Genomic DNA, 22,112 nt, shown 5'->3' with positions numbered 1-22,112 from the left:
ACCACGAGCTTTCTCAGGTGGGCTTGGGTGGCTCCATCCAGTTTTCGGGCATCAGGTTTTGTCTTCATGCCCATATAACGCACCACGCACTATTTGGTGCACACGTCAGTAGCTCGAAGCCCCGGGGTATTCGACGTGTCCTGCAGTTCGATCCTCGGGTCTCTGGCGATAACCTGGCATAACTTAAGATTGGTGCGAACCCTGCTGTCTGACGTTGGTAAAGTCGGCCTATCGCGACCATGAAGTAGTTGCCTGCCATGGTCGGAAGCAACGATGATATGGTCGGCAGAAGTCCACGCAGAAGTTCGGCTGCAGCCCGTCGAATGAGTCGGACACAGCGAACGGGCGCGACACCATTCAGCTCGCAGGTGCGTTCGTGACTTGATAGCGGAAAAGCAGTGATGCGAGTTCATCGTATCGGCTGGCCAGCGGCATTTCTGGTCGCTGGGTGCCATTTAGACGGGCAACGGTTGACTGAACGTGCCACGGGGGTGGCAGATATTGTCCGACAAATGATGCGCACATGTCCCATCGAAGTGCGAAGACGCTCTATACTCGATTCCGCATGATATTCGTGTAGCGTGAGTAGCCTTGGGGTCTGAGATGACAATTACGACAAACACTTCTCTTTGCCATTGGTCGACCAGCGAAGTCGAACCAGCCATGCGATTTGAGTACTATGCGAACGCACTATCCACTGCACTTACGCCGATGCGGCTGATTGCCGGAGACCCGCGCACATTCGAATCACACATGACCGCGGCATCAGTAGGCCCCGTCTCCGTGATCCGGCAAAGCGGCTCTTCGCACAGTGTTCGCCGGGACCCGTTCCACGCCGACCGCGCTCTCGAGCACTCGTGGCATTTGATAGTCAATCTGTCGTCCGCATGGAATACACGCCATCGTGAACTCGTTCGCCTACTGCCCGGTGAGATGATGATTGTGGACTCGCGCCTGGATTTTATGGTCGAGATTGCCGGTCGTTACGACGTCGCCCATTTCAAATTTTCGCCGGCCTGGCTGCGCCAGTGGATACCGGCGCCTGAAGCGCTGGTTGGGCGCCGTATTGCTTCGACTTCGGGATGGGGGCGTGCGCTGGGTGTCTATCTGGCCGAGCTTTCGCCCGAGGTGATCGAGGCAGCGCCGTTGCCCGTGTCAGTCCTGACCGATCACATTGGCGCCCTGCTGGCGCTGATCGCCGCTGAGCGCGATCTACCAGCCGCTGTTGCGCAGCGCCGCGACGACTCGCTGCTTCGGCGCATTCGCGACTGCATCGCCCAGCGCAGCGCTGAGCAGGGTGTCTGCGCCGCCGACATCGCCAGGGAACTCAATATTTCAGTGCGTAGTTTGCACCGGACGCTCGCGGCACACAACGAGACGTTCGGCAAGCTCCTGATCGACCGCCGGGCGGCGGTAGCTGTGCGGATGATTCGCTCGAGCGTCGGCCGTCGCCTAAGCCTTGCGGAGATAGGCCGGCGCGCTGGATTCGCCGATCCGTCGCATTTCAGCCGCGTCATATCGGGCCGCTACGGCATGACGCCGTCGCGCATACGGAATGAGGATCAACGCTCGCCCGATGACGCAGAGAATTCTGGCTCGTAAGGAGAATCGGTCCTGATTCTGCGTTGTGTTAACTCCACAACGCTTTAGATTAGCGGCTTGGTTGCGTGACCAGCCAGGTGACGCTCTCTTTGGCTAGTCGAGCAATAAAATGGGTCCTCCAGTATGGCCGACTTCCTGAATCACCTGCGCATATTCGTTCGTGTCGTCGAGGCAGGGTCGTTCACCGCGGTCGCAAAAGAAAACGACTCCACTGCTGCCCAGATTTCCCGCGCCGTATCTTCGCTGGAAGAGGAGTTGCAGGCGGTCGTATTGCATCGCACGACGCGCCACCTTTCCGTGACCGACGTGGGCGCACGGTTCTACGAGCGCGCAAAGGCGATCCTCGGCGAACTCGACAACGCGACGGACGAAGCGCGCAACGCCACCCAGAAGCCATCGGGGCGTATCCGCGTGCATTCGGCACCGGGGCTGGCGTACAGCTGCGTGGCGCAGGTGCTTGCGAGCTATCAGCAGGCATTTCCCGATGTTTCCGTCGAACTCAAGGTCGAGCAGAGCATGCCGAGCCTTGTCGAGGACGGCTACGACCTTTCGATCGTCTCGGCCACCCAGTTGCCGGACTCTGCCTATATCTCGCAAGCGTTGGGCGCGGCGTACGCAGTGCCGGTTGCCTCCGAGTCATATCTCAAGCAGCGTGGCTATCCGCGAAAGCTGACCGATCTGGCCAATCATGCACTGCTGCAACTCGAAAGCCCCGTCGCGCCGCCCGACGAATGGCATCTGCAACAGGGAGCCGACACCCACGTCTGGACCATTACGCGCACGCCGTTCCGGGCAAACTCGCCCGAGGCGTTGCGGGCGGCGATTCTGGCCGGAGCGGGCATTGGCACGCTTGCCACCTATTCGGTGGCTGACGATCTCGCGAGTGGCAAGCTCAGGCGCGTCCTGCCGCAGATCCATCTGCGTCCGTTCTCGGTTTATGCCGTCTATCCTTCGCGGCGCTACCTCGACGCCAAGGTGCGCACCTTGCTTGCGCATCTGCGTGCAACGCTCTCTCCCGCATTGGCACGGGCAATGGGGATCTGCGAGGCCCACGCCGACGCAGCCGTCGCTCTCAGCGCGCGGCGGAGCAACCGGACAAAACAGCAGACGAAGCGCAAGTAGGGCAGTCTGGCCTCATACGCGCAGATATGTACATGATTCCATGCACGCGCAGCAAAATTGATTATCGCGCGACCCGTCTTAATCGCCGACGGCTTCATTTCTAGACTCCATTGCAAGCCGATGATCGTTCGATCGTTCATCGACGGATTCTCAATCCGATACTGGAGTCACCACATGAAACCTACCTTGTTTTCCTGCCTGCTCGCGGCCGTGCTGGCCGCGCCCGTTTCAGCCTTTTCACAGCCAATCATCACGCGTGCGCAGGTCCGCGACCAGCTCGTGACGTTCGAGTCTGCCACCGTTCCCGGAACGCCGGGCGATGCGCATTATCCGGATGCTGTCCTCGCCGCCGCCAACGGCGGTGCGAAGACTGCAATGGCGGCGCGTGCCTTCGGCGATCACGGTGGCGTTGCCGCCGGTTCGAGCGAAGCGGGCCGGCGCTCGCAGCGCACGGTTTCGGGTGACATGAACGACGTTCCCGGACTCAAGCCCATCTACTTCGGCCAGTGAGGGAGCGGCGAATCATGCAAACAATCGACCTCGTTCATCACACGGTCAGGGCGAACGGCATCCGGCAGCACTATGTGGAAGCAGGGGATGGACCGCCCGTGGTGCTGTTGCACGGCTTTCCGGAAACGCACTACGCGTGGCGCCATCAGATTCCGGCGCTCGCCCGGAAGTATCGCGTGATTGCGCCGGATCTGCGTGGATATGGCGAAACCGACAAGCCGGCGAGCGGCTACGACAAGCGCACGATGGCGAACGACGTGCGCGCGCTGCTGGATCATCTGGGTATCGATCGCGCGGCGCTCGTGAGTCACGATCGCGGATCCCGCGTGGCAACGCGCTTCGCCAAGGACCATGCGAACCGGCTGGACCGGCTCGTGGTGATGGACAACGTGCCCACGCGGGTCGTGGCGGAGCAACTGGACGCCCGCATCGCCCGCGCATACTGGTTCTTCCTGTTCCACCAGGTGCCGGACCTGCCCGAAACGCTGGTTGCCGGCAACGAACGCGCGTGGCTGCGCCACTTCTTCTCCGACTGGTGCTATGACCCGAATGCGATCAGCGGGGACGCATTCGAGGCCTACGTGCGCGCTTACGAAGCCCCCGGAGCGGTGCGCGGCGCGATGGCCGACTATCGGGCGAACGCGGAGGACGTGGCACAGGACAAGGCGGATGCCCACGTACCCATCAGCGTCCCGACACTGGCGCTGTGGGGCGCCGAGTTTTACGCAGTCGGCAAGATGTTCGACATGGAAACCGTCTGGAAAGGCATGGCAACCGACGTGCGCACCCATGCGATCGAGCGCGCGGGGCATCTGCCGCACGAGGAGCAACCGGAGCGGGTCAATGCCCTGCTGCTCGACTTCCTGGAGGGCTGGAAGGGCTAAGCGTGGCATGCAGGCGGACAGCCATCGCGCTGTCACGCCTGAAGCCCCGCGCATCTTCCGCATATCGCCATGAGCCACGAAATCGCTTTTGCCCTGGTGCCTTTTCTCTTTTCGATGGGTGCCGGTTATCTCGCCGGGCGCCTGAGCACGACGCCCATGCCGCTCGCCGCCATCAACACGATGCTGGTGCATTACGCGTTGCCCTTCGCGCTCTTTGTCTATACCGCGCGGATGCAGCGCGAGAGCCTGGGTGCGCATCTGGCGCTCATTGTCGTGCTGACGATCGTGATGATCGTGCCGTATGCGCTCTCGCTCCTGCTTTCGCGCTACGTCTTTCGTTCGAATCTCGCGCAGGCGGCCGTCAAGGCGGTCACGGTCGGCATGCCGAATTTCGCTTCAGTCGGGCTGCCATTGCTTCGCGCGGTGTATGGTGAAGGTGCCGATTTGACCGTCGCCATCGCGGTCACGATGGGGGCGGTCGTCATGTCGCCTGCTGCCCTCATCCTGCTCGAGCGCGCGCAGCATCGTGACGGACAGGCGCTGCTCGGCAAAGCGCTGCGCAACACTTTCGTCAAACCCGTCGTGATCGCGCCGCTAGCCGGCTTGCTGGTGTCGCTGTCCGGGTGCACGCTGCCAGCACTCCTCACGCAGTCGCTGGGCATCATCGGAAACACGACTGCCGGACTTGCCCTTTTCTCGACTGGACTCATACTCGCAGCACAACCGTTCCGGCTCGACGCACAGGCACTGGTTGGCGTTTTGCTCAGCAATGTCGTGCAGCCCCTGCTTGCCTTAGCGCTTGTCTGGCTGCTGGCGCTTCCGCAGCCGTTAGCCGGCCAGGCCATTCTTCTGTCGGCGATCCCGTGCGGTTCGTTCAGCATCCTGTTTGGCCTGTCTTATGGGGTAAAGGACACCTCGGCGGGCACGACGCTGGTCGTGTCGAGCGTAGTGTCGGCCGTCACACTCGCGGGCACGATGGTCTTACTCGGGCGGATTTGACCGCTTATCAATCAACTTACCTAGGAGTACGATTTAAAATGAAACGAACTTTCCTGATTACGGGTGCAAGCAAAGGTATTGGACGTGCGCTGAGCGAGCGTCTCGCGCGTGATGGCCACAATGTGGTCGGCCTCGCGCGCAGTTCCGGTGACACGACTTTTCCAGGCACGCTCGTGTCCGTCGACCTGACCGACCGGGAGGGGACGCAAGCGGTGCTGTCCGATCTCGACGCGCGCTTCGAATTCGACGGCGTCGTCAACAACGTCGGGTTCGTTGAGCTTTCGCCGCTTGGATCGATCGATCTCGATGATCTCGACAGGGCGATGCGCGACAACCTGGCGCCCGCCGTGCAAACGGTTCAGACCTTGCTACCGGGGATGCGCAAACGCGGCTGGGGCCGTATCGTGAATCTGTCCAGCCTCGTTGTGCTGGGCGTGGCCCAACGTTCGACGTATGCGGCTGCGAAGGCCGCGATGATCAGCCTGACCCGAACGTGGGCGCTCGAACTCGCTGATACGGGTATCACCGTCAATGCGGTCGCACCTGGGCCGACCGAAACCGAGATGTTCCGCGCGAATACACCGGCGGGCAGCGAAGCGGAGCGCCGTTTCCTCTCGATTGTTCCGATGAAACGGCTGGGGCGTCCCGAGGAACTGGCGGCATCCATCGCGTTCCTGCTGGGCGAGGAAGCGGGATTCATGACGGGGCAGACGCTTTTCGTGGACGGCGGCGCGTCGATCGGGAAGTCGATGATCTGATTGGGATGCTGGACGCGGAGGCCTCCCGGGAGGCCTCCGCGTTTGCCGCTATTCCGGTTGGCCGAGAATATGAATGAGGTTCCCTTCGGGGTCCCGGATCATCGTCGAGGAAATGGTGGGCGTGAGTTGCGCCTGCGCCCAGACAATCTCTACGCCAAGCCTGGCGAAGCTGGCAGTCGTACCCGCAAGATCGCCGCTCTCCAGCACCAGCGCCTTCCATCCCGTCTCGTCCAGGTGCTCCGGTGGCGGTGTGCGCTTCGCGGCGACCTTGGGTGTGCCAGGGCGGGAGACGAGTTCGAGCCGGAAGCCCATGCCGTCGAGCATGGCGTAGTCCGCGCCAACGGTATCGAAGTGCCCCTTCGCCGCGATGGCGAGGCCAAGTACGTCGACGTACCAGGCAACCATGGCATCGAGATTCGCAACGGCGAGTGCGATATTGTTTAGACGTAGTGCGGGTGCAGCCGTTGGCTGCGGCGATTGTGCGGTACTCATGAGCCGGGCTCCTCGTTAGAGAGACGCATCGCGGGCAGCGCCGCGATGCGTCTGGAAAGCATTAGACGTTTTGGGGGAAGAGCGCGCGACGCGTTTCTTCGTCAAAGTCGGTCTTCAGCGTGAGCCGTTCCTTCAGTGCGAGCGCACGTGCGGCGGCGGGGCGTTTGCCGATTTCGTCTACGAGGCGTTTGACGTTGGCGTAGTCACTCAGTCCTTTTTCGCCAAGAATGTAGCCGGCGAACATGGCCCAGCCCCACAGCGCCATGTCCGCAATCGAATAGTGCTCACCTGCCAGATACCTTGTTTTGGCAAGCCGCTCGTCAAGCACGCGATAGTGGCGCTCGACTTCCTTCAGGTAGCGGTTGCGCGCATAGGGCAACGGCTCCGGGGTGTGGTGCTGGAAATGCACGGCCTGACCGGAGAACGGCGAGAGCCCCGTTGCCACGAACATGAGCCATGAGAGCATTTCGGCGCGCCCGGCAGCATCGGCGGGAACGAACTTGCCGTGCTTCGTGGCGAGGTGCAGCAGGATGGCATGCGAATCGAAGACGGTCACGCCTTCGTCGGTAATGGCCGGCACCTTGCCGTTCGGGTTGACGCTGCGGAATGATGGCAGATGCTGTTCGCCCTTGAACGTGTCGACGGCGATCAGATCGAACGGCAATTCCAGTTCTTCGAGCAGAAGGGCGGCCTTCATGGGATTGGGCGAAGGGTGGAAGTAAAACTTGATCATTGGCGTTTCCTTTGTAAAGCCGGAGAGAAATTCGCTTGGAGAGGATGCAGTTCATCAAACCTGCATCGGTCGCGCGCACTACGAGGCGGACCGCGTCTCACTGACGTCATGGTGAACGCGCTGCGCGAGATTGCCGTTCGACGGGGCTGATGAAATCGTTCGACGGTATCGAACGTGTTGTTGCGAGGGGGCGGAGGGAAGTGAAGGCTACCGGCTGAAGCAGATGAGAAGCCAGTGGCACACGCAACGCGCCGCTGGTTCCCCTGCGCCAACTTACAGCTTTACGCAAAAAAGTCGATTAGCGCGCGAGCGATCGTTTTCGGATCGTTTTCAGTCGGAATATGTCCGGCCGCGGGGATACGCACGAGCGAGGAGTGCGGTATTTCGGTCACGAATCGCTCGGCGTGCTCGATCAACTGGAACGTATCGTCCTCGCCCCAAATCAGCAGCTTCGGCACGCTGGACGCGCGCAAGGCCGGAACGAGATCCATCGTGTAGTGGCTGTATGCCGCGCCCGCCAGGGCAAGCCACGAGCGCGTCACGCGGGGCTCGGTCCACGGATCGAGATAGTCGGCAATTTCTGCCTCGGAGGCGGGGCGTCCTAGCGCGGTGATCACCGACGTGCGTCTCGCCGCGAGCACATCGGCGGGCGTCGTGGCAGCAGCAATCTCGGGGTCGCGAAAGCGTGCGACCCCGGGGACCGGCCAGGAGTCGAACATGACGGCGTTCATGAGCGCGAGACGGCTCACTCCGAGCTTGCCGTCGACGAGCACCTGTTGTGCAACGCCACCGCCGATGTCGTGGCCGGCAACGCCGACCGGTCCGCTTATGCCGAGCGCCTGTGTGAAGCGAGACAGCCAATCCGCGAGCGCGGGAATGGAAGCGGTCGCAACCGTCAATTCACCGGCGGAGCGGCCGAAGCCTGGGAAATCGACGGCGATCGGGCGCAGGCCCGCCGCAGCCAGATCACCGATGACGGGTTGCCAGACCCGGCTCCAATAGGTGCCGTGGAGCATGAGCACGACCGGTCCACGGTCGCCGGCGCACAGATAACTGGCGGCGACACCGTCCACTTCTACAGTCTTTCGTTGCATGATCAGAACCTCTTGATGGCGCGATTGCAGCGCCGGTATGTCTCAACGGATAAAGCGCCTGACGTAGTCCGTACCAAGTCCGATCGCCTCGTAGTGCTTGCGGGCCGCTTCGATCTTGGTGAAGACATCCTCGTAGCCTGTTGCGTTGCCTTGAGGATCGACGTAGGTGTAGCCACCCGTCACGTGAAACCAGGTGATCATCTCGTCGACGCCTTCGGGTACGAACAGCGTATGCGTTTCACCTGCCGGCTCGTGCGCATACGAGCCTTGTTCGGCGACCCAGTCGTGTTCGAGGTAATACCAGCGACCGCGCAAGACCATGGCATGCACCGGACCGGTGTGACGATGACGCGAGAGCACACCGGACTGCCGCACGCGCAGCAGATTAACGTAGTAGCCCTGGCTCGCATTGAGGAGCAGGGGCTTGAACGATACGGTCTTTGTCGTGGGCACCCACAGGTTGTCGTCTTCCAGCCACTGGTCGAGCACGCCGGCGTGAACGAGGTCTGCCGACATGTCGGCGGGCTGCGGATGTTGATAGGGGATCGCCAGTTCGTCCGGCTTGCGTGTTGTTGCTTCGCTCATGATGATGTCCTTGTCAGATCAAACGATGTTCTGTTGCGCATCACGCGCTCAAACAGCCTCTGCCGGCGCGACAGACCTTACGGGCCCGAGACCGCGCAGCAGTTGTCGGTATGCTGCGCAGCGCTCAGTTAGTGCTTCGTCGCTGATGGAACCGGTCCGTGTCAGCGGGCCGACGTTGTAGGTGACGAACGGACGTCCATATTCCATGCCGGCGAGGTGCGCAGTCTGTTCGAACGGCGTAAGCAGCGTATCGACAATGTGTTCACCATGGCGCTCCAGCAGCGCCGGTTTGAGATACGGCCGCGTGACGCCTTCGGCCCACATGTGTTCGCGAGAGGGCGGAAAATAGCGTTCGCGAACACGCCCGATCGTGACGGCAAGCTGGAGCGTGCGGCCATCCAGTACCAGGGATGTTTCCGGCGCGCTGCCGAACAGCGCGTCGTTGACAACGTCGTCGAGCCACTTCTTGAGCAATGGCGGGCAGTTGTACCAGTACATCGGAAATTGCAGAACGAGATGCCCATGCTCGCGAATCAGTTGCTGTTCCCGTGTTACGTCGACGCGGAAGTCGGGGTACAGCTTGTACAGCTCACGCACGGTGATATCCGGTTCCTGTGCGATTGCATCGCGAAGGGCCTTGTTGCCGCGCGAGTTTTCGATGTCGGGGTGTGCGACGATCACTAACGTCTTCATCTTTCATCCTCGATGGGTTTCGGATTCAACGTCGCCGACTATACTGGGGTGCCGAACGCTTGATTAGCCATCCGAACGCCAATTCACTTTACGAGCTCTTCAAAAGATGGACAGGATTGACGCGCTGCGCACGCTGATCGAAGTGGCCGAGATGGGCAGCTTTTCCGCCGTTGCAAGACAGCGCGCGATCGCACCTTCGTCGGTGACGGTGGCAGTCAGGCAACTCGAAGGCGAACTCGGCACGACGCTGATCACGCGCTCGACACGACGCCTTGTTTTCACACACGAAGGCTTGCTGTTGCTGGAAAGTGCTCGTCGTATCGTTGCCGAATGGGACGCAGCAGTTACGGGGTCGAGAGAGGATGGCCCGTTGAGCGGGCCGATACGGGTGACGGCAACGAACGATTTCGGGCGCGCTCAGTTGCGAGCGCTGCTCGACCGCTTTCAGGCCCTTCATCCCAGTGTTCATATCAGCCTGCTGCTCAGCGACAGCACCGTCGATCTGATTGATGAGCATATCGATCTGGCTCTGCGCAATGGCCCGCTCGTGGATTCCGGCTTGCACGCGCGGCTCCTCGTGCGCGGCGAGCGGCTCGTGTGCGCCTCGCCGCACTACTGGCGTACGCATGGCAAGGCCAAAGTGCCCGACGACCTGACGGGCCACAACTGCCTGATTCTTGCGCGGCCAGGCGCGCCGCTCGCGATCTGGCCGTTTCGCATGGCAGGCAAGCCACACAACGTCAAGGTTTCAGGCGATCGCCAGGCGAGCGACGGTGGCGTGCTCCGCGAGTGGGCGTTAGAGGGCGTGGGCGTCATCATCAAGAACCGTTGGGATATTCGGGCGGAACTCGCGTCCAGGACGCTGGAGACGGCGCTGGAGGAATACGTCGCGGAGCACGTCGATTTGTATGCCGTTTATCCGGCCGAGTTACCGGCGCGGCGCGTGACAGCGCTTATCCAGTTCCTCGCCGACGAACTTGCCACAGGATAAGGTCGTCGTGACTTTGCGCACGCAACGACTCATCCACCAATGCAGGCTAGTGTGAAATCGGCTTCTTGATCGGGTCGTGAGGCCCCGCGAGCGCGAACACGACGATCTGCGCGGGTTCTGTGTCGCTGGCATTCCTCGAAACGAGATGATGCGCGCCAGGCGGCTCGTACCAGGCTTCGCCGGGACCATAGGTCCTTGCGGGCGAGCCTTCGAGTTGCGACACGACGTGGCCAACAGTCACGTACGCGAAAATGGAACCCGGATGCATGTGTGGCTCAGAAGCCTGACCGGGTGCGAAAGTCACGGTGGCAATATCGACGTTTTTGCCGGGTAGCTCTGGAATCGGTTGCTGCATCACCGGCTTGATGGCTTCCTCGCCAGCACCTTCCGCCATGGCGGTCTGAATGCCAGCGAGGGATAGCGTAGCGGTTGCGAGTGCACAATGAAGGACTACAAACCGAACGAATTTCATCTCGGCTCCTCAGGCTGGCGTTTTGCGGAATGCGATGGCGAAACGGTTCCAGCTATTGATTGCGCAAATCAGCAGGGTGAGATCTACCACTTCGGCGTCGCTGAAATGCGGTTTGACGCATTCCCATGCAGCGTCCGGCACATGGCTTTGCGCAACGAGCGTGAGCGCCTCGACCCATTCCAGCGCGGCGCGCTCGCGTGGCGTGAAAAACGGCACCTCTCTCCATGTCACCAGCGTTGCCAGCCGGCGGTCGGTTTCGCCGTTCTTGCGGGCGTCGCTCGTATGCATGTCGACACAGTAAGCGCAGCCGTTGATCTGTGACGCGCGCAGGCGCACGAGCTCGATCAGCGGCTTTTCGATCGTACTCTTTCCAATCCGCTCTTCCAGCGCGAGCAGCGCCTTGATGGCTAGCGGGTTGGCCTGATAGAAGTCCATACGTGGTTGCATGACAGCTCCTTCGAATGAGCCGAAGGCGGCGCGCGGACGTGGTACGCCTTTCGGATTTTGGAATGCGGCAACGCTGACGCGAGCCTATCGTATCGGCCGGTCTCCGCAGATTCTGGCCGCTGCGTGCCAACGATGCGGGCTGCGCTTGCCTGGGCGTGCCAGGCGCCTGTCGAAAGGCAAGCGTATCGCGCGACTCGATCGCGTGCTCTGGCACGCAGAGGCAACTTCAACCGTCGACGACGGCGCCTGGAGACCAGTGCCTTCGCGGAAAGGCCCATACGATTGGCCAGCCTGAGCGCTATTCGAAACTGCAGGTAAATCCGTAAGCGATGTCGGGTTACCAAGGTTCTCAATCTTGTGCAGCAAATCGCCGGAGGTGGCTAATGTCCCAGCGTATCGTTGTCATCGGAGCCGGGTTTGCCGGCATGTGGAGCGCCCTGAGTGCAGCGCGCCTGCTGGATGCACAGGGCAGGACCGACGTGGAAATCACGCTTGTCGCGCCCGATCCGCATTTGCATGTACGCCCGCGCCTGTACGAGGAGGGGCCGGCCAACTTCAGGGCGCCGCTCACGGAGATTTTCGACGCGGTGGGCGTGAAGTTCGTGCAGGGAACGGTAGAGCGCATTCAGGTGCCGACTCGTACGGTCGAGGTCGTTGGTGAGGATGGACGACGCGGGATGCTCGATTTCGATCGACTCGTGCTCGCGAGCGGCAGCCGGCTCTTCAGGCCCGCTATCCCAGGTCTTGCCGAGCACGCGTTCAGCGTGGACCAGACCCACGAGGCGGTTGAACTGGAAGCGCACATCCTGAAGCTGGCTGAACGGCCGGAATCGCTGGCGCGCAACACGGTGGTGGTAGCGGGGGGTGGCTTTACGGGTATCGAAACGGCGGCTGAAATGCCGGCTCGCCTGCGTGCCGCGCTGGGCGAGGATGCGGATGTGCGCGTGATCATCGTCGAACGCAACGAGGCAATCGGGCCCGATCTTGGCCCAGGGCCCCGGCCGGTCATCGAAGAGGCGCTTGGCGAGCTTGGTGTGACATGGAAGCTCGGCTCGGGCGTGGCATCGATGGATGACCAGAGCGTTGTCACGGCGGATGGAGAGCGTATCGAATCGAGTACGGTGGTCTGGACCGCAGGGCTGCGAGCAAGCTCGCTTACGGAGCAGATTCCCGGTCGACGGCATGCGAGCGGTCGTCTTTATGTGGACCGTTACCTCGCGGTTGAAGGGGTGCCGGGTGTCTACGCGACCGGCGACGTGGCGTATGCCGCGACGGACGACGAAGGCAATTACACGATGATGTCGTGTCAGCACGCGATGAATCTCGGCCGCTCAGCCGGGCACAACGTAGCAGCAGATTTGCTGGGCCTCGAGCCGATTCCCTATAGCCAGCCCAAATACGTGACGTGTCTCGATCTTGGCCCGTGGGGCGCGGTCTATACCGAAGGCTGGGAGCGCGACGTGAAGATGAAGGGCGCGGAGGCGAAGAAGCTCAAGCGCCAGATCAATTGCGAATGGATCTACCCGCCGGGCGCAGATCGCGCGACAGCGCTCGCTGCTGCGGATCCGCTTCGCATCGTCGTAGCCTGATTGTTCCGGGTCGTGGTGCCTAGCGGGCCTTTGTGCGAACCCGGGTCGCTGCTTGGGGTACGCAGAACGCCACTAACACGTGCTTCCAGTCCTGGTCGCGTTCGCCGGAGAAGCCATATAACAACTAGCCGCTAACGTGCAACGAGGCTGACGATGGATTCATCCGGGTCGCCCCACGGCGTCGCCCCCCTCAGTGGCCCGCGTTTCATGATTGGTACTTTCGCGGTCGCTCTTGCCACCTTCATGAACGTGCTCGATTCGTCTATCGCAAACGTTGCGATCCCGACGCTCTCGGGCAATCTCGGTGTGTCAGTGGATGAGGGGACGTGGGTCATCACCCTCTTTGCCGCGGCTAACGCAGTGGCAATTCCGCTTACGGGATGGCTGACACAGCGCGTGGGCCAGGTGCGCCTGTTTGTCTGGGCGATTCTACTCTTTGTCTTGTCTTCAGCTGCGTGCGGACTGGCGCCCAACCTCGCAGTACTTCTCGTGGCGCGCGTTGTTCAGGGCGCGGTGGCCGGACCGTTGGTGCCTCTTTCTCAGGCTCTCCTGCTTGCCTCGTTTCGAAAGGAGAAGAGCGCGAGTGCGCTGTCGCTATGGGCGATGACGGCGACAGTCGGGCCGATTGCCGGACCCGCGCTGGGCGGCTGGATTACCGACAGCTATAGCTGGTCATGGATCTTCTACATCAACGTACCCGTGGGGCTCTTTGCTGCGGGGGCGATCTGGGCGATCTACCGCGACCGCGAAACGCCGTCGCGCAAGCTGCCGATCGACAAGTTCGGCGTGATCTCGCTGATCATCTGGGTAGGATCGCTCCAGGTGATGCTAGACAAGGGGAAGGACCTTGACTGGTTCAACTCGCCACTCATCTGGACGCTGGGTATCGTCGCCGTAGTAGTGTTCGCGTTTTTCGTGATATGGGAGCTGACCGACGAGCGGCCGGTGATCGATTTGCGGCTCTTCAAGGGCCGAAATTTTCTTGGCGGGACGATAGCGATTTCAGTTGCCTACGCGGTCTTTTTCGCCAACCTGGTGATTCTCCCTCAGTGGATTCAGGGCTTTTTAGGCTATCGCGCCGTTGATGCGGGGCTGGCAACAGCGCCACTCGGCGTCTTCGCGGTCATCCTGGCGCCAGTGATGGGCAAGATCATGCCTCGCTCGGATATGCGGGTGCTGGCGACGCTCGCATTTTTAGGATTCGCGGGTGTGTTCTACATGCGCTCGCTTTACACGACGGAGGTTGACCGTTACACGCTTGTGCTACCGACCCTCCTGCAGGGGATACCGACAGCCCTCTTTTTCACGCCGCTCACAGCGATTATTCTTTCAGGGCTTCCCTCCGAGAAAATTCCCGCTGCCGCGGGGCTTTCGAACTTCGTACGGATCTTCGCGGGCGCAGTGGGCACTTCGCTCGTCAGTACCGGCTGGAACAATCGCACAATCCTGCATCACGCGCGCCTCATGGAACAGGCGAGTGTCGATAATCCCACGTTTACTGGCGCAATAGAGAGTATCGAGCGAACGCTCAATGTCGGAACCCCGCAAGCGCTCGCGTTCTTTGAAAGCTCACTCAACGTTCAGGCGACGATGTTGGGTCTTAATGACATTTTTTGGCTCTCCGCGGTCATTTTCATAGCGATCGTGCCTCTGATCTGGGTGACGCGGCCTACGCAAGATGCCAGTAACAGCGCGGTCGCGGCGGGGGGACATTGAGGTCGACCGAGGCAGCGGCAAAATCAGAATATCTTTGGCGATCGCAGTCCCAACGCCAGCCCGAAGAATACGCCTAACATTCCAGCCCGGGCAACAGACAATCCGTAGCCTCGAGACTCTCCGATGACCTGGTCGCGGTATTTCCGCCACTTCTCCAGGCCGGTGGCAGGGTGCTCGTACTGGTCGAGCAAGCTACCGTCCAAAAGGTCAATGGCCTGACAGCAAAGGCGCTCGCGGAGCTGGAGGAGTCCGCCGACGATCTCTGTGCTCGCCCGTACGTGAAGTGCCAGGCTTTGCACCGAATCGTCTTTTCCGAGGTTGAACTCAAACGAGCCGAACTCGCCGTCGTAGATGCCCAGCCGGGATCATTCCAGTTCGTGCCTGGAAAAACATCTGTCACCGCGGTCTGGACTCCCGAACGAGACCCTAGTGGATGTGGCTGATCGTCGCTGGGAATCTACTCGATACGGCGATAACTTCAAGTGAATTTGTACAGTGAGACATCCCAGCTCATGTTGGATGCTCCAGTGAGGCTATCGGTCAATAGGGGCAGACAGGGGAAATTGTCGGCAATTCACGCCCTCATGTCGAACGACCGGTTGTGGCCGAGGGCGTGTGGAAACGCAATTTTCGCGGCTGAGGGCGAGGTTGACGGTGATGTTGATCAAGTTAGATGCGCCGAGCTTGCGCTATTCGAGCTTCGCGGGCGCAAGAAGCCCCTCAGGGCCTCAGCTTCCAGCCGTCCTTATTGCCTTCATTGTCCTCGCAACCCCGAGTATATTCATCACTCGCTTGAGGTTGTAGGCCAGTACCTGAAGGCTCATTTCGGTGCTCACCCGTCCGAGCGTCCGGGTCAGGAAGTGTGTGGCACCCATCCAATGCTTCAGCGTGCCGAAGACGTGTTCAACGGTGCTTCGTCGGATGGTCATCGCGTCAGGCTTCCGGTCGAGACGACGCTGCATGACTTCGAGTACATGTTCGTGTTCCCATCGTCGGATGCGGCGATAGTCGCTGGGCGAACATCGCTCCTTGAGATGGCAACGCGGGCATGCGCTGGGCCAGTACACGTTCAGATTCATGCCATTCTCAACGGTCTTGAATCGAAGAATTGCGCGCTCGCCGGCGGGGCATCGATATTCATCGTTCCTGGCAACGTAGATGAAGTCGCGTTTGGTAAAGAGCCCTTTCTTCCTCGACGCTGACGTGAGTGGCTTCGGGACATACGTGGCGATCCCGGCCAGTTCACACACGCGGATGTCCGGACCACTGAAGTAGCCGCGGTCAGCCAGCACCTTCAGCTTTAGCTTGCCCATCGCGTTCTTCGCCGATAGAGCCATCCTGCTGAGTTGGCCGTGGTCGCCTCCAATATTCGTCACCTCGTGTTCGACAATCAGATGATGCTTCGTATCCACGGCAGTCTGGACGTTGTAGCCGACGGTGCCGGTTCTCTTGCCACCGCTGGTCATGGAGCGGGAATCCGGGTCGGTAAGCGACAACTGTTTGTCCGGTTCTTTCTTCAGTTGCGCCCTGATCTGCTCGAGCTCACGCATCCGCTGACGCAGGAGCGCAATCTTCTCGTACAGGCGCATGGTCTTCACATCGAAACCTGTTGGACTGGTCCGGTCTGCAGTTTCAATCATGTCGAGGTATCGCTGGACGCTTTCCTCGATCTGCTGCTGGCGTTTGTCGATTTTCCCCGCAGTGAAGTTTCTGTCGCGGCTGTTCACAGCCTTGAACTTGCTGCCGTCGATGGCGACCATGTCGCTGGATAGCAGCTTCAGGCCCCGGCACAGTTCGACGAAGCGACGGCATACGTTTCGAATGGCCGGTCCATTGTCACGGCGAAAGTCGGCGATTGTCTTGAAATCTGGCGCCAGACGTCCGGTCAGCCACATCAGTTCAACGTTGCGCTGGCATTCGCGCTCAAGCCGCCGGCTGGACGGCACGCGGTTAAGATACCCGTAGATATAGATCTTGAGCATCGCGCCTGGGTGGTAGGACGGGCGGCCCGTGAGCGCCGGTGTTGTGCCGTTGAAGCCAATTTCGGAAAGATCCAGCTCGTCGACGAAGGCTTCTATTACCCTCACCGGATTGTCCTGTCCGACGTAGTCATCGACGCATTCGGGAAGTAGTGCGACCTGTTTGCGGTCATCGCCTTCGACGAATCGCTTCATGAGTCACCCAGTCTCAATGAGTTGATTCAGTTTAGGCGATGACTGCGTTTTCACACAGGCTCGGCCGGGTGCCGACTCATGCGTATCGCATAGGGTGGCGCACATCGAGTTGAGGCGAGAGAGGTGGCCAGTTGAGGGCAGTGGCGAACGCCTGCTTCTGGCCGGCAGCGGTAAGCCAACTGCCAGCGCGGCTGAAGTATCACTGTTGGCATCGCTGTTGGATGCCAACAGTTGTAGTGGACGAGTTTGCCGGCGTTAGTGAGGAATTGTTGGACCTTAAATGGGAATAACGACGCGGTACCAACACGGATGTTCATCGAGTGTTCTCCATTAGCAGAAGTCACGACTCACGGTTGGAAGCTCGCCCAGCAAAGCGGTAACGTCAACGAGCCGGTTTGCCACGAGATGCCGTACCTCACCCTCGCGCTGCCACACCCCATAGACCGCTAGCAGCGACGATCCGAGCGCCTCGCGGCGGAACTTCTCCAGCACTGACTGCCAGACGATGATGTTCACGCTGCCAGCCTCGTCTTCCAGCGTCATGAACATCACGCCGTTCGCCGTACCCGGGCGCTGCCGGACGGTGACGATGCCGCATGCGCGCGCCAGTTGTCCATTACGATAGCGCATCAGTACATCTGAGGGCACGAGCCGCATCTTTGCGAGGCGGGGGCGGAGCAGGGCGAGCGGATGACGGCCAAGCGTGAGACCCGTCGAACGGTAGTCGCTCACGATCTGCTGACCTTCGGTCATCGGGGCGAGCTCAGGCGTCTCGTCGTCGTCGGTGGCGCCGCGCAACAGGTCGCGATCGGGGACTGCGGCAACGGCCTGCCAGAGCGCTGCGCGCCGCTCTCCCGCAAGAGAGCGCAGGGCGTTCGCGGTGGCGAGCACTTCGAGATCGCGACGGTCAAGTTGCGCGCGGCGCGCGAGATCGGAGACGTCGCCGAATGGCCGGACTGCGCGTGCCATTTCAATGCGGGCCGCCGCGTCTGCCTTCATGCCCCGAACCAGCGACATGCCCAGCCGCAATGGTTCGCACGTCCCAGGACCTTCAATCGCGCAATCCCAGTTGCTCACTGTCACGTCGACGGGGAGAACACGCACTCCATGCCGTTTTGCATCCTGGACAAGTTGCGACGGCGAATAGAATCCCATCGGCTGGGAGTTGAGCAGCGCGCACGCGAACACTGTCGGCTCGTGACACTTCAGCCACGCGCTTGCGTAGACCATCAGCGCGAAACTGGCCGCGTGGCTTTCCGGAAAGCCATATTCGCCGAAGCCCTGTATCTGGGCAAAGATCTGTTCCGCGAACTCCCGCTCGTAACCGCGCTCGAGCATGCCGTTGACGATGCGGTCGTGGTAGACGCCGAGTCCTCCCTTGCGTCGCCACGCCGCCATCGCACGGCGCAACTGGTCGGCTTCGCCTGCCGAAAAGCCCGCTGCAAGCATCGCAACTTGCATGACCTGCTCCTGGAAAATCGGCACGCCCAGCGTACGGGCGAGGGCCTGCTCCATCTGCGGACTCGGAAAGGTTACCGGCTCGATGCCCTGGCGCCTGCGCAGGTACGGATGGACCATGCCGCCCTGGACCGGACCCGGACGTACGATCGCCACCTCAATCACGAGGTCATAGAACTGACGCGGCTGGAGTCGAGGCAGCATGCTCATCTGCGCGCGAGATTCGATCTGGAAAACACCCACTGTATCCGCCCGGCAGATCATTTCGTAGGTTGCGGTATCCTCGGCAGGGATGTCCTGCAGTTCGAATACCTCGCCGCGCTTTTCCGAGATAAGGTCCAGCGCGCGACGCACGGCCGACAGCATGCCGAGCGCGAGCACGTCAATCTTCAGGAGTCCTAGTGCCTCGATATCGTCCTTGTCCCACTGGATGATCGACCTGTCAACCATCGCAGCGTTCTCGATTGGCACCAGGCGCGAGAGCTTGCCGCGGCTGATGACGAAGCCGCCGCTGTGTTGTGAGAGGTGACGCGGAAAGCCAAGCAGCAGGGTGGCGAAATCCGCCCACTGCACAATGAGTGGCGCCTGTGGGTCGAGGCCCGCTTCCTCGAAGCGGCTGAGCAGGTCTTCCTTCGAGTCGAACCAGTGATGGGCCTTGGCAACCCGGTCGACGATGGCGAGGTCAACGCCGAGCGCCTTGCCCGCCTCACGCAGCGCACTGCGCGGGCGATAGGTTGTGACGGCAGCCGTCAACGCCGCGCGCTCGCGCCCGTACTTGCGATAGATGTACTGGACGACTTCCTCGCGACGCTGATGCTCGAAGTCGACGTCAATGTCTGGTGGCTCGCCGCGCTCCTTGCTGATAAAGCGCTCGAAGAGCATGGACGAGCGTGCGGGGTCCACCTCGGTCACGCCGAGGCAATAGCAGACCGCGGAGTTGGCAGCCGAGCCGCGTCCCTAGCAGAGAATCCCCTCGTTACGCGCGAAGCGCACGATGTCATAGACGGTGAGGAAGTACGGCTCATAGTTCAAGTCGGCGATGAGCGCGAGTTCGTGCTCGATCTGCGCCTGGACCTTGTGCGGAATGCCCGCTGGCCAGCGCCGGTGCGCGCCAATGTAGGTTTCCTGACGCAGGTAGGCCTCGGGGGTGAAGCCTTCGGGCACGAGTTCGTCCGGGTATTCGTAGCGGAGCTCGTCGAGAGAGAACGTGCAGCGGCGCGCAATCTCGACGGTCTCGGCCAGCGCCCGCGCCGGATAGAGATTGGCCAGACGTAGTCTCGAACGCAGATGCTGTTCGGCGTTCGGCGCGAGGTCATAGCCGCACTCGGCGACGGGCCGTCGGAGACGGATGGCAGTCAGCACGTCCTGAAGCGGCTTGCGCGAGCGAACGTGCATGACCGGTGCGCCGGTGGCCACCACGGGCACGGCGTGGCGCGCTGCAGTCCGCTCGATCGCGCCGCGATGCAGGTCGTCCATCGCACGGGCATGGAGCGTGAGTGCAACCCAGGCGCGCTCGCCGAACGTCGCCGCGAACCATTCGAGTTGCGCATCAAGGCGCGTCTCATTCGCCGGGTACTCCGGGATGAGGATCGCAATGCAGTCCGGCAGTCCCTTCAGGTGTCCTTGAGAGGCCTCCGGGTGGTCGAGATCGCGCGTGGCAAGCCGGTAGCGACCCTTGTCGGCACGCATGCGCGCAAGCGTGATCAACTCGCTGAGATTGCCGTAGCCCTCCCGCGTCATGGCAAGGGCGGTAAAGCGCAAGGCGTGCGAGCCGTCGGCATTCGTCAGCGCAAACTCGGACCCCACAATGAACGGGATACGCGCGCTTTTCGCTTCGATGTGCGCGCGCACGACCCCGGCCAGCGAGCACTCGTCCGTAACGGCGATTGCTGCATAACCCAGCTGTGCTGCGCGCGCGGCGATGTCGTCGGCATGCGATGCACCGCGGAGGAAGGAGAAATTCGACGCGCACTGGAGTTCGGCATACGCCGGCAGTCCGCCAAAGTCAGGTGCAGGCATAAATTGCGCGCGCGGCCCAGCCGGCACCCGATCCGTTGGACCTGGACGCCCTGATTCCGTCTTTCCGCCCTCGGCACTGTATGTTTATACAGTGGTACTAGCGCAAACCGGCTGGCTGGCCAAAATATCGGCTTTTCCCGGAATGAACCGGACTCCGGCGGGCTAACATCGCGGAAAATCCGGCCACGACCGGTTCACAGCAAATGGAGCATACGATGGGACAGGCAAAACAGCGCGGCACGCAGGAGCAACGCATCGCGCAGGCAAAGGCGAAGATTGACGCATTGCGCCCGGAAAAGCTGGTGTGCGGTGCATGCAAGACCGCATTCAGTGATTTCGACGCGCTCGACACGCGAAACATGGCGGGTATCCAGGCCGCATTCGGCGGCATCTGCCCGTCGTGCGGAGAGACGGTGCTGTCCTTCAGCGGCGAGAAGGACGCTGTCGCGAACGCCATGCTCGCGTGGCAGGACGCGATGGAAAATGAAAGCAAGCTTGGCAGGCAGTCGTCGACGGGCGAACACGTACCCTTCGATGAACAGAAAGACTCATGACGGTTTGCCGGCGCATGAGCGTGGCATTGCATGGTCCGGGCTGACGGGCCAGACATCAGTTTGACAACTACTACACATATCGCGCGGCAAAGCCCGGCGCGCAGGGAGGGCCGATCATGAGCACGCACGACAACGCTGAGGTACTCCTCGCGTGGTTTCGCGAACGCGCGAGCGCGACGGTAAGCGAGATTGTGGCGTCCGGACTGATGAAGTCCCGCACGGCTTCCGATGCTGTGCAGTACGCGCTGCGCAATGGGGCGCTTGAGCGCATCGTGCGTTCAGGTGCAAGTGCGAAGGATCGAGTTCACTATCGGGCGACCGGAGTCGCGTTGCCCGCGCGCCGGGCGCAGGCAGGCCAGCCGTCTTTTGATGGTTTGCTGACCGCGTGGGGCATCGTTCTTGAGCCGCCCCGGCTTCTGTCGACGGAGTCCCGCACGCACCAGATTTCGGATAGCGGATTTCCAGATAGCGAATAGCAGGAAATCGTTGCTGATGACATGGAAGCGCTCTGGTTCTGGAATACCTGCGGAACCGGAGAGGGCGACTGCCGTTGTGACCGGGAGGCCGACGTCCTGATGCAGCTTCTGCTGTGGTTTGCGTTCGTGGAGCAGCCACCGGATTGAAGTGCGACAACAATCGTGCCGTTATCGAAGGAAAGCATCCTTAAGCCTTCCCTGTCACGGCCCGAACCAGGCGAGGCGCGTCGACGCGCCGCTGCGGCATTCCATTGACCGTTCGATTGCTTCCCCTCCCGGAGAGCGCGGTGCGTCAGCGGATGATCGCGTACCACAGCACGCTTTCCAGCCTCCGGCTGCAGCGGGGCGATCTTGCGCATTTCGTGACGATGGAACAGATCATCGTCAGTACCTCACACCTCTTCGGCGCGGGGTATGGCCGGGCGCGCATGGAGGGGTTGACCGAAGCGCACGACGCGCTCGAGCGCAGCCTGCGCGCGGCGATGGCGTCGGGCGTCTGGGGAATCGATCAGGCAACCTCCGAACTGTTCGCAGAACTGCTGACGTTACACGGGGAGCAGTTGCGGGTTGCCCCACTCGAAGCCGTCACCCGTTTCTCACAACCGGGTCGCCTGAGTCGGGCAGACGAGATCCGTAGCGTCCACCAGGTGGCGGCATGATGATCCCGCCAGGGGATGCCTGAGGGCAGTTCTGCGCAAAGGCGAACTCCCGGCGGATAACCGGATCACAACGGCAACGCCCCTG

The 22,112-nt window shown here is 61.4% G+C and carries 20 protein-coding genes and 1 pseudogene; 12 read left to right on the top strand and 9 right to left on the bottom strand.

Annotated features, from left to right (window positions below):
* Window positions 1–663 precede the first annotated feature (663 nt).
* From HV773_RS33295 to HV773_RS33270, 6 genes are all read left to right on the top strand, one after another.
* Window positions 664–1,602 (top strand): AraC family transcriptional regulator, encoded by a 939-nt coding sequence (locus tag HV773_RS33295; RefSeq protein WP_167337728.1) that lies wholly within the window; start codon window positions 664–666, stop codon window positions 1,600–1,602.
* 123 nt (window positions 1,603–1,725) lie between these two features.
* A complete protein-coding gene (locus HV773_RS33290; protein ID WP_175198087.1) occupies window positions 1,726–2,724 on the top strand; it encodes a LysR family transcriptional regulator in 999 nt (332 codons plus the stop codon).
* A gap of 174 nt (window positions 2,725–2,898) precedes the next feature.
* The gene (locus HV773_RS33285) at window positions 2,899–3,234 is read left to right on the top strand and encodes a DUF4148 domain-containing protein (protein ID WP_042271309.1); all 336 of its coding nucleotides are present in this window, start codon (window positions 2,899–2,901) and stop codon (window positions 3,232–3,234) included.
* A 14-nt stretch (window positions 3,235–3,248) separates the two neighbouring features.
* Entirely contained in the window at window positions 3,249–4,118 is an 870-nt protein-coding gene (locus tag HV773_RS33280) for an alpha/beta fold hydrolase (protein WP_175198086.1), read from the top strand.
* Between the two features lie 69 nt (window positions 4,119–4,187).
* Window positions 4,188–5,117 carry an AEC family transporter gene (locus HV773_RS33275; RefSeq protein WP_042271302.1) on the top strand — a complete coding sequence of 310 codons (930 nt, stop codon included), beginning with the start codon at window positions 4,188–4,190 and terminating at the stop codon, window positions 5,115–5,117.
* A gap of 38 nt (window positions 5,118–5,155) precedes the next feature.
* A complete protein-coding gene (locus HV773_RS33270) occupies window positions 5,156–5,875 on the top strand; it encodes an SDR family oxidoreductase (RefSeq protein ID WP_042271298.1) in 720 nt (239 codons plus the stop codon).
* A gap of 48 nt (window positions 5,876–5,923) precedes the next feature.
* On the opposite strand, the gene HV773_RS33265 is transcribed toward HV773_RS33270, so the two are convergent.
* From HV773_RS33265 to HV773_RS33245, 5 genes are all read right to left on the bottom strand, one after another.
* Window positions 5,924–6,367, bottom strand: a complete 444-nt coding sequence (locus HV773_RS33265; protein ID WP_042271295.1) for a VOC family protein — start codon at window positions 6,365–6,367, stop codon at window positions 5,924–5,926.
* A 61-nt stretch (window positions 6,368–6,428) separates the two neighbouring features.
* On the bottom strand, window positions 6,429–7,100 hold the full coding sequence (locus tag HV773_RS33260) for a glutathione S-transferase family protein (protein WP_217481967.1): 672 nt from the start codon (window positions 7,098–7,100) through the stop codon (window positions 6,429–6,431).
* Between the two features lie 281 nt (window positions 7,101–7,381).
* Window positions 7,382–8,194: an alpha/beta fold hydrolase gene (locus tag HV773_RS33255; protein WP_175198085.1), complete on the bottom strand. Its 813-nt coding sequence runs from the start codon at window positions 8,192–8,194 to the stop codon at window positions 7,382–7,384.
* A 42-nt stretch (window positions 8,195–8,236) separates the two neighbouring features.
* Window positions 8,237–8,779, bottom strand: coding sequence for a 2,4'-dihydroxyacetophenone dioxygenase family protein (locus HV773_RS33250; RefSeq protein WP_042271289.1), 543 nt, complete (start codon window positions 8,777–8,779; stop codon window positions 8,237–8,239).
* Between the two features lie 48 nt (window positions 8,780–8,827).
* Window positions 8,828–9,472 (bottom strand): NAD(P)H-dependent oxidoreductase, encoded by a 645-nt coding sequence (locus tag HV773_RS33245; RefSeq protein WP_042271287.1) that lies wholly within the window; start codon window positions 9,470–9,472, stop codon window positions 8,828–8,830.
* 106 nt (window positions 9,473–9,578) lie between these two features.
* On the opposite strand from HV773_RS33245, the gene HV773_RS33240 reads away from it, so the two are divergent.
* Window positions 9,579–10,463, top strand: a complete 885-nt coding sequence (locus HV773_RS33240; RefSeq protein WP_042271284.1) for a LysR family transcriptional regulator — start codon at window positions 9,579–9,581, stop codon at window positions 10,461–10,463.
* A 46-nt stretch (window positions 10,464–10,509) separates the two neighbouring features.
* Here HV773_RS33240 and HV773_RS33235 read toward each other — a convergent pair whose 3' ends face one another.
* On the bottom strand, window positions 10,510–10,935 hold the full coding sequence (locus HV773_RS33235; protein WP_175198084.1) for a cupin domain-containing protein: 426 nt from the start codon (window positions 10,933–10,935) through the stop codon (window positions 10,510–10,512).
* Window positions 10,936–10,944: 9 nt separating this feature from the next.
* Entirely contained in the window at window positions 10,945–11,382 is a 438-nt protein-coding gene (locus HV773_RS33230; RefSeq protein ID WP_042271278.1) for a carboxymuconolactone decarboxylase family protein, read from the bottom strand.
* Between the two features lie 383 nt (window positions 11,383–11,765).
* On the opposite strand from HV773_RS33230, the gene HV773_RS33225 reads away from it, so the two are divergent.
* Together HV773_RS33225 and HV773_RS33220 are read left to right on the top strand one after the other, a co-directional pair.
* Complete coding sequence (locus HV773_RS33225; protein WP_042271275.1) at window positions 11,766–12,971, top strand: NAD(P)/FAD-dependent oxidoreductase; 1,206 nt, start codon at window positions 11,766–11,768, stop codon at window positions 12,969–12,971.
* A gap of 153 nt (window positions 12,972–13,124) precedes the next feature.
* Entirely contained in the window at window positions 13,125–14,687 is a 1,563-nt protein-coding gene (locus HV773_RS33220; protein ID WP_175198083.1) for a DHA2 family efflux MFS transporter permease subunit, read from the top strand.
* 728 nt (window positions 14,688–15,415) lie between these two features.
* Here the strand turns inward: HV773_RS33220 and HV773_RS33215 are convergent.
* Window positions 15,416–16,861, bottom strand: coding sequence for an IS1182 family transposase (locus HV773_RS33215; RefSeq protein ID WP_175198082.1), 1,446 nt, complete (start codon window positions 16,859–16,861; stop codon window positions 15,416–15,418).
* Window positions 16,862–17,191: 330 nt separating this feature from the next.
* Window positions 17,192–20,338 (bottom strand): annotated as a pseudogene (locus HV773_RS33210) (error-prone DNA polymerase).
* A gap of 215 nt (window positions 20,339–20,553) precedes the next feature.
* Between HV773_RS33210 and HV773_RS33205 the strand changes: the two are divergent.
* From HV773_RS33205 to HV773_RS33195, 3 genes are all read left to right on the top strand, one after another.
* On the top strand, window positions 20,554–20,892 hold the full coding sequence (locus tag HV773_RS33205; protein ID WP_175198081.1) for a hypothetical protein: 339 nt from the start codon (window positions 20,554–20,556) through the stop codon (window positions 20,890–20,892).
* 116 nt (window positions 20,893–21,008) lie between these two features.
* Window positions 21,009–21,368 (top strand): hypothetical protein, encoded by a 360-nt coding sequence (locus tag HV773_RS33200; protein ID WP_175198080.1) that lies wholly within the window; start codon window positions 21,009–21,011, stop codon window positions 21,366–21,368.
* Window positions 21,369–21,655: 287 nt separating this feature from the next.
* On the top strand, window positions 21,656–22,027 hold the full coding sequence (locus HV773_RS33195; protein ID WP_175198079.1) for a hypothetical protein: 372 nt from the start codon (window positions 21,656–21,658) through the stop codon (window positions 22,025–22,027).
* Window positions 22,028–22,112 lie beyond the last annotated feature (85 nt).

Origin of the sequence: Paraburkholderia caffeinitolerans (assembly GCF_902859945.1) — a bacterium.
Lineage (GTDB): Bacteria > Pseudomonadota > Gammaproteobacteria > Burkholderiales > Burkholderiaceae > Paraburkholderia > Paraburkholderia caffeinitolerans.
The sequence above is the reverse complement of the archived record's forward strand: the minus strand, read 5'-3'. Positions and strand labels throughout refer to the sequence as shown.

What these genes read in the sequence shown, in the direction of transcription:
- HV773_RS33295 (WP_167337728.1), top strand. Translation starts at nt 664, where the DNA reads ATGCGATTTGAGTACTATGCGAACGCACTATCCACTGCACTTACGCCG.
- HV773_RS33290 (WP_175198087.1), top strand. Translation starts at nt 1,726, where the DNA reads ATGGCCGACTTCCTGAATCACCTGCGCATATTCGTTCGTGTCGTCGAG.
- HV773_RS33285 (WP_042271309.1), top strand. Translation starts at nt 2,899, where the DNA reads ATGAAACCTACCTTGTTTTCCTGCCTGCTCGCGGCCGTGCTGGCCGCG.
- HV773_RS33280 (WP_175198086.1), top strand. Translation starts at nt 3,249, where the DNA reads ATGCAAACAATCGACCTCGTTCATCACACGGTCAGGGCGAACGGCATC.
- HV773_RS33275 (WP_042271302.1), top strand. Translation starts at nt 4,188, where the DNA reads ATGAGCCACGAAATCGCTTTTGCCCTGGTGCCTTTTCTCTTTTCGATG.
- HV773_RS33270 (WP_042271298.1), top strand. Translation starts at nt 5,156, where the DNA reads ATGAAACGAACTTTCCTGATTACGGGTGCAAGCAAAGGTATTGGACGT.
- HV773_RS33265 (WP_042271295.1), bottom strand. Translation starts at nt 6,367, where the DNA reads ATGAGTACCGCACAATCGCCGCAGCCAACGGCTGCACCCGCACTACGT.
- HV773_RS33260 (WP_217481967.1), bottom strand. Translation starts at nt 7,100, where the DNA reads ATGATCAAGTTTTACTTCCACCCTTCGCCCAATCCCATGAAGGCCGCC.
- HV773_RS33255 (WP_175198085.1), bottom strand. Translation starts at nt 8,194, where the DNA reads ATGCAACGAAAGACTGTAGAAGTGGACGGTGTCGCCGCCAGTTATCTG.
- HV773_RS33250 (WP_042271289.1), bottom strand. Translation starts at nt 8,779, where the DNA reads ATGAGCGAAGCAACAACACGCAAGCCGGACGAACTGGCGATCCCCTAT.
- HV773_RS33245 (WP_042271287.1), bottom strand. Translation starts at nt 9,472, where the DNA reads ATGAAGACGTTAGTGATCGTCGCACACCCCGACATCGAAAACTCGCGC.
- HV773_RS33240 (WP_042271284.1), top strand. Translation starts at nt 9,579, where the DNA reads ATGGACAGGATTGACGCGCTGCGCACGCTGATCGAAGTGGCCGAGATG.
- HV773_RS33235 (WP_175198084.1), bottom strand. Translation starts at nt 10,935, where the DNA reads ATGAAATTCGTTCGGTTTGTAGTCCTTCATTGTGCACTCGCAACCGCT.
- HV773_RS33230 (WP_042271278.1), bottom strand. Translation starts at nt 11,382, where the DNA reads ATGCAACCACGTATGGACTTCTATCAGGCCAACCCGCTAGCCATCAAG.
- HV773_RS33225 (WP_042271275.1), top strand. Translation starts at nt 11,766, where the DNA reads ATGTCCCAGCGTATCGTTGTCATCGGAGCCGGGTTTGCCGGCATGTGG.
- HV773_RS33220 (WP_175198083.1), top strand. Translation starts at nt 13,125, where the DNA reads ATGGATTCATCCGGGTCGCCCCACGGCGTCGCCCCCCTCAGTGGCCCG.
- HV773_RS33215 (WP_175198082.1), bottom strand. Translation starts at nt 16,861, where the DNA reads ATGAAGCGATTCGTCGAAGGCGATGACCGCAAACAGGTCGCACTACTT.
- HV773_RS33205 (WP_175198081.1), top strand. Translation starts at nt 20,554, where the DNA reads ATGGGACAGGCAAAACAGCGCGGCACGCAGGAGCAACGCATCGCGCAG.
- HV773_RS33200 (WP_175198080.1), top strand. Translation starts at nt 21,009, where the DNA reads ATGAGCACGCACGACAACGCTGAGGTACTCCTCGCGTGGTTTCGCGAA.